5 protein-coding genes and 1 pseudogene are annotated in these 7,301 nt (G+C 39.5%); 3 read left to right on the forward strand and 3 right to left on the reverse strand.

Going from position 1 to position 7,301, the window contains the following annotated elements; genetic code table 11:
• Positions 1-78: 78 nt before the first annotated feature.
• A complete protein-coding gene (locus ACN6OV_RS02225; protein WP_427949282.1) occupies positions 79-666 on the reverse strand; it encodes a lipocalin family protein in 588 nt (195 codons plus the stop codon).
• Between the two features lie 157 nt (positions 667-823).
• Positions 824-2,845 carry an excinuclease ABC subunit UvrB gene (gene uvrB / locus ACN6OV_RS02230; RefSeq protein ID WP_427949284.1) on the reverse strand — a complete coding sequence of 674 codons (2,022 nt, stop codon included), beginning with the start codon at positions 2,843-2,845 and terminating at the stop codon, positions 824-826.
• 289 nt (positions 2,846-3,134) lie between these two features.
• Here uvrB and ACN6OV_RS02235 point away from each other — a divergent pair, with 289 nt between their 5' ends.
• The gene (locus ACN6OV_RS02235) at positions 3,135-3,923 is read left to right on the forward strand and encodes an A1S_2505 family phage non-structural protein (RefSeq protein ID WP_427949286.1); all 789 of its coding nucleotides are present in this window, start codon (positions 3,135-3,137) and stop codon (positions 3,921-3,923) included.
• Positions 3,924-4,121: 198 nt separating this feature from the next.
• Positions 4,122-5,561: a diguanylate cyclase domain-containing protein gene (locus ACN6OV_RS02240; RefSeq protein WP_427949290.1), complete on the forward strand. Its 1,440-nt coding sequence runs from the start codon at positions 4,122-4,124 to the stop codon at positions 5,559-5,561.
• A 77-nt stretch (positions 5,562-5,638) separates the two neighbouring features.
• Here ACN6OV_RS02240 and ACN6OV_RS02245 read toward each other — a convergent pair whose 3' ends face one another.
• Entirely contained in the window at positions 5,639-5,818 is a 180-nt protein-coding gene (locus ACN6OV_RS02245; protein WP_427949288.1) for a hypothetical protein, read from the reverse strand.
• A gap of 467 nt (positions 5,819-6,285) precedes the next feature.
• Between ACN6OV_RS02245 and ACN6OV_RS02250 the strand changes: the two are divergent.
• Positions 6,286-7,224, forward strand: a pseudogene (locus tag ACN6OV_RS02250) (OmpW family outer membrane protein); the annotation flags it as partial.
• Positions 7,225-7,301 lie beyond the last annotated feature (77 nt).

Raw genomic sequence — 7,301 nt, forward strand, 5'->3', positions numbered from 1 at the left:
TTTATTCATGCGTTTATTTTAGACAAGAATCATCTTCTTCCACAGAAATTACAAAAAGGATAGTGCGTAAGTCCTAATTTATTTCACTGTTTGCTGAGTATGAATAATATCCGATAAATCATAACCCACAGATTTGGCATAACTTAGATATTCCTCAACAACGTCTAGATCAGGATGGGTCGAACGTGAAAGTACCCACATATATTTACGACGTGGCTCTCCAACCAAAACGGTTTGATAGTCTTCATCCACTTTGAGTACCCAATAATCACCCCGTCCCACAGGTAACCAACGAATGGCTTCGGGTAAAAAGCTGACTTTCAGTTTCGAGTTAAACGGGGCATTTTGCACAAAGGCTTCACCAATGGATTGCTGTTTACTTCCATCTGCCCCAACACAGCGATTATTGACCGTGATATTGCCATTTTCATTTAAGGTATATACCGCGCTAACGTCACGATCACAGATTTTTTGAAAAACCATGGGCTTACGTGCAATTTCGTACCACACTCCCAAATAACGATCGAGCTCTACTTTATCGACAGTTTGCAGCGGTTTGGCCTGCGCATAAGCCATCGTGACAGCGCCTAAACCAATTAATACGGCGGCACCCACGGCAATCTTTGCCAGTTTAAAACCTGCCTTCGGAATATTTTTTGTTGTCATTTTGACTCCTCATTTCGATGCAAACTGAATATAAATCTCAGTAAATACTTAGGATCTTGTGATTTTACTCTAGCGTATAATTTAAATTTAGACTCATTTTCTTGTCTGAATTATGTAGTGTAATCCAGAGCAAGAATAGCTTTTTTGTAGAACAAGATTACTGAATCATTTGGGCTTTTAAACGCAAAATTTCATCCCGTAAGCGTGCTGCTTGTTCAAACTGAAGCTCTTTCGAGGCTTTCAACATTTCTTTTTCCAGCTTTTTCATGTGTTTTGCCAAAAGCTTTGGATCTGACATTAAATGACGTTCATCGGCACTTAAGGCTTTGGCTTGTTCTGAGATTTTCTCATCAATCTCATCATCATTTAGCACTTCACCTGTATCGATATCTTTGACATTTTGACGCACTGCACTGCGTGGAGTAATACCATGCTCTTGGTTAAAGGCAATTTGTAAATTACGACGGCGATCCGTTTCATCAATGGCTTTTTGCATCGAATCGGTCATACGATCGGCATATAAAATCGCTTTACCGTTTAAGTTACGCGCTGCACGACCAATGGTCTGAATCAATGAACGTTCAGAACGTAAGAAGCCCTCTTTATCAGCGTCTAAAATTGCCACCAAAGACACTTCTGGCATATCCAAGCCTTCACGCAATAAGTTAATTCCGACAATCGCATCGTATACGCCCGAACGTAATTCATGAATAATCTTGGTTCGTTCTACCGTATCAATATCTGAATGCAGATACGCCACTTTCACGCCATATTCTTTCAAATACGAGGTTAAGTCTTCAGCCATACGTTTGGTCAAAGTTGTGACCAATACACGTTCATTCAACTCTTTACGGTTATTAATTTCCGAAAGTACATCATCCACTTGCGTCAACACCGGACGAATTTCAATCTCTGGGTCGACTAAGCCGGTTGGACGTACCACCTGTTCAACCACTTGTTCGGATTTTTCCATTTCATAATGTGCAGGCGTTGCACTGACATAAATGGTCGATGGAACAATGCGCTCCCACTCCTCAAATTTCATTGGACGGTTATCCAAAGCACTTGGTAAACGGAAACCATAATTCACCAAGTTTTCTTTACGCGAACGGTCACCTTTATACATCGCACCAATCTGCGGCACAGTCACATGCGACTCATCAATAATTAATAAAGCATCATCAGGAATATAGTCGAACAAAGTTGGAGGTGCTTCACCGGCTGGACGACCAGATAAATGCCGTGAGTAGTTTTCAATCCCGTTGGTATAACCGAGCTGCTGCATCATTTCTAAGTCATAACGGGTACGTTGTTCGATCCGCTGTGCTTCAAGCAATTTATCATTGGCACGGAAAAACCCAAGTCGTTCTGTCAATTCTTCACGGATGGTGTCGATGGCACGATAGAGGTTATCTTTCGGTGTCACATAGTGGCTTTTCGGATAAATCGTGACACGTGGAACTTTACGAACCAATTTCCCGGTTAATGGGTCAAACCAGCGAACGGAATCGACTTCGTCATCAAACAATTCAATACGAATGGCATTTTGATCCGATTCCGCAGGGAAAATATCGATAATCTCGCCCCGAATACGGTAAGTACCACGTAAAAATTCGAGTTCATTACGGGTATATTGCATTTCCACTAAACGACGAATAATGTCATCACGGCTAATGCGGTCACCTTCAACAATATGTAACAACATACTCATGTAGGCATTCGGATCACCCAAACCATAAATGGCCGAAACCGACGCAACGATAATTGAATCCCGACGCTCTAACAGTGCACGTGTCGCGGAAAGCCGCATCTGGTCAATATGGTCGTTAATTGAGGAATCTTTTTCAATGAAAGTATCAGAAGATGGCACATAGGCTTCCGGCTGATAATAGTCATAATAACTGACGAAATATTCCACCGCATTGTGTGGAAAAAATGCTTTAAACTCGCCGTAAAGCTGTGCAGCCAAAGTTTTATTGTGCGCCATAATAATGGTTGGGCGTTGCGTGCGTGCAATGACATTTGCCATGGTATAGGTTTTACCTGACCCCGTTACCCCCAGTAACAACTGATCATGCATCCCTTTTTCAATCCCATGCACCAGTTTTTCGATGGCTTGAGGTTGATCCCCTGCGGGTTGATATTGTGTTACCAGTTCAAAAGGCTGTTCCTGCATCACACTCTTCTTCAACAATTCATCACAGACTTATTATGAGGGCAAAGCTTAGCAAAACAACGTTAAATTTATACAAAGTCTATGCACACAAAATGAAAATGTACCGTGATCAATATTTCGTGAATATTCTCCATTTACCCACAAAAATGAATGATATCCCTCGAATAAGTCCACCATGAGTACAACATTAAATTTCCCGCTTATTTCCATACAACTTTAAAGTATTTTGATACTTGACCAATGACACTTTCGGCTGCAACATGAATCTAAGAATAGCTGAGATAAAAACAGTATGACTTACCAATACCATGATGAAACGATCATTAAAAATTTAGCTGAAGACACAGTATTTGTTTTTGGCAGCAATATGGCAGGTCAACACGCAGGAGGTGCTGCACGAACAGCACTTGAGCATTTTGGTGCAATGAATGGTATTGGTCGTGGTTGGGCTGGTCAAAGTTTTGCCATTCCAACCATGAATGAACATTTACAACAAATGCCACTGTCTCAGATTCAGCATTATGTTGATGATTTTAAGATTTACACCAAAAATCATCCAAAAACCAAATACTTCATCACCTCGATTGGCTGCGGAGTGGCAGGCTATAAAGTTGAGGAAATTGCACCGATGTTTAAGGGCATTTCCAATAATGTGATTTTCCCGATTTCGTTTCGTCCATTTGTAGAAAAAGCACTACCTAAACTCACCTCAAAACTCTTACATACGATCTATCGAGATTCTGTGATTTTTGCGCCATCGACAGATCAATTGGTCGATGTACTTGCACTTTCTGAAAATGAAAAAAGTTTGGCAAAAATTGTGATCAACACCCAAATGTACCCAACCGACAGTAATGGACGTGATCGTATCTTTGAAATTGAAGATATTTTACATACCTTAAATGGCAAACTTTTTGAGTTCCAAACCAACTCTGAAGGCCCTATGCTTTTTGGTGGCGCGATTCTCGCGTTACTGGAACTTTATAATATTAATGAACAAGATTTTGCAGAAGTATGGAAAGGTGAACGGGAAATAGCGGCTCCTAAGCCAGAAAATAAGGCACGTAAAGCCAACCGATGATGGATCTTTTCACCTCACAACAGCCAATTAAAAAAGCTAATTTCTGAATTGGCTTTTTTAATCAGTCCTATTTGTTATTTTCGCGACATATCTCACATTTAAAATATAGATTATTTTATCTATCACATTATTTTAATATCATTTTTTTCGTCTTATACTACTTGCTGAAATTATCATAAAGAATGACGAGCACATAAAATAGACATGCTAGACTCTCCTTTTTTTGAGCTATCTCCCATTGCCATGTGGCTTGAGGATTACAGTGAAGTCAAAAAGCAATTTGATCTCTGGCGTCAACAAGGTGTGCAAGACCTTGCCACTTTTCTGCAACAAGATGAATCGCGTATCCTGCAATGTGCAAGAAAAATTAAATTATTACGAGTCAATACTAAAACGCTAGAGCTTTATCAAGCCAATGATTTTGAACATTTATATCAAAATCTTGATTTGGTCTTTACAGCAGATATGAGCCAAACCCATATTAGAGAACTGATTGCCTTATGGAATGGCGAAACTCATTTTTCCCATTCTGCTGTGAATTACACCCTCACAGGCAAACGTTTAGATATTCAGCTAAAAGGCATTGTACTGCCACAACATGAGCAAGATTTGTCCGTAGTCTTAATTACGACCGAAGATATCTCTTCCTATACTGAAGCTTGCCGTCTACAAGAACAAAGCCGTCATCTGGCAGAAGCTCGTTTTCATTACTCTCCGACCTCGCTGTGGGTAGAGGATTTTAGCCAGATCAAATTAAAATTAGATCAGCTCCGGGCTTTAGATATAGATAACTTTTCCACGTTTCTGGATGTACATCCAGATTTTGTGCAAGAGCGTATTAAAGAAATTATGATCGTTGATGTAAATCAGGCCACACTTGATTTATTCGGTGCTCCGAACAAAGAAGTTTTACTCAAAAATCTGCATAAAGTGTTTGCCAAAGAAATGCTGCAAACCTTTAAAGAACAACTCATTGAACTCTGGAATGGCAATCTACATCATCAACGTGAAGCAGTAAATTATGCACTTGATGGCAGTATTCGCCATGTGTTGCTGCAATTTACCGTGTTTCCGGATTATCTAGATGACTGGAGTACCGTACAAGTCGCTCTTACCGATATTACCGCACGTAAAAAGGCTGAAAATTATCTTGAATATTTAGGTAAGCACGATGTACTAACCAAACTCTATAACCGTTCATTTTATATCACAGAGCTCAATCGTCTCGAACGGAATAAATTACGCCCTGTTTCCTGTATTTTTATCGATTTAAATGGGCTAAAAGAACTTAATGACAGCATAGGCCATGATGCTGGCGACAGTATACTCAGACGTATGGGCAACATTCTGAACCAGCTTATTCAGCATACTCCCTATTCAGCCTCGCGCATTGGTGGAGATGAATTTGTCATTTTATTACCAGGTGCAGATGAAGCAGCCTTACAAAATTGCTTGCAAAGTCTAAATGAGTTGTTATTGGTCGATAATCAATTTTATTCTAATCAACCTATTAGTATTTCGATTGGCTATGCTACGAATGAACTGAATGAACGTATGGAAGATATGCTAAAGCGCGCTGATTTGGAAATGTATCGCCAGAAAAAAATTCATTACCTAAATAAAGATAGAAGAACGTAGTCAGAGATACGCAATTAATAAATACATTTTTTACAATAAAAAACCATGGTCAAAGCCATGGTTTTTTATTTAAGCCTTTAGCGCTTACCCATCGAACGACGTGTACCGCGTGGAGGCATCCAAGTGCGGTCTGCATAACGCTGCGGTTTTGGGCGCATGTCTTCAAAAACTTCTTCAGACAAGTTTTCATCTGCTTTTTTGATTGGAAAAGGTAAATTCACTAAAGCCTGTTTCTTGGGAGGATTTTGCGTACTCATTGGAAGAACTCAATTAAATCTGTCGCTATTGTACAAAAAAAATGACCTAGGGTGTAAATCACTAGATTCATTTCATAAAAATCGGCTTAAAAATACTGCATATTCTTCATTTACGATCACAGCGATTAAGCCAATTTCAAAGCATACGAATATGACCAAAACGTCTCATTACATGATTTAGCTTGAGATTTATCCAATAATTTACTGACCAAATTGACAGCAATTTACGTCAAAAAAGTCAACAAAAACCCAACCTAAACAACAACATAGATTCTTATTGCGTATGTAAAATTATAAAACTAATTACATAAATATACATCTAAACCTTCGTGACATAACAAATATTCCCAAATGTTACAGGAACATTACGCTAACGCTTGTTTTCTATAACATTTTAGTCAGATGTAATTTTGAATAATGAGCTCTAGAAAAATTATTATCAATTGACGGACATGGAGTCCTTTAAAATGAATAAAAGTGTATTGTGCATTGCCGTTTCTATGGCTGCCTTACCCATCCTCACTCATGCAGATTCACCCTATTTTAGTTTAAAAGATGGAAATGGCTTCAAACGCTTCTCCATATCTATGGGTGCTTTACATGTCATGCCGCAAGGTAAAGCTCAACCTTTTCGCGTCAATACTGCAATTAACGAAGGCTATGAAGCAAATGTAGGCGATGTAAAGTCACAAACCGTGAAAGATAATATTAGAGAAGGCTACGATATCCCGCCCCTCCTCAAAGCTGCCTTAAATACATTAGATACAGTACCAGCAGAAATCAGCGGTAAAGCAGCCATTTCAGGTCTTGAGCAATGGGATAATCAGGGTACAGGTTTAGAGGCAAATGACGTTACTACCCTCGGGATTATGGCCAACTACTTTTTTACCGATCATATTTCGGTAGAAATGAAAGCAGGGATTCCACCCAAAGTTGACTTACAAGGTGCAGGGAAAATCTATGCTCCATTTTCAGCGATTGCTAAACCTTTAGGCGGTGCGTTAGGTAATTTAGAACTAGAAAATGACATCTTTATTACCGACCTTGGTGCACACGGCGCTGCAGCCTCTGCTCGCGCATGGACCCCTGCTGCTGAAATCCAATATCACTTTGGTAAAACCGGCGTGAATAAATTCCGCCCCTATGTTGGTCTAGGTGTGATGTATGCCTATTTCAATGAACTTGAAATGAATCCACAAATTGAAAAGGATCTCATTGCAGCAGGTCACATGATTGCCAATATTAAAGAAGGTAATGCCGGCGCATCACTTGAAGGCAAAGAAAGTAAAGCCAACCCAAAAGTTGACCTTGAAGCCTCTGATGCTTTTGCACCGGTTGCCACTGTTGGTTTCACCTATGACTTTAATGATAAATGGTTTGCTGTAGGCTCAGTCAGTTATGCACATTAGGACATACGCATTGACAACATAAAAAAATGATGAATATGTTGTATAACATGTAAGTGATCAGACAAACCAAACAT

The sequence above is a fragment of the Acinetobacter sp. genome, from assembly GCF_050285345.1.
Lineage (GTDB): Bacteria > Pseudomonadota > Gammaproteobacteria > Pseudomonadales > Moraxellaceae > Acinetobacter.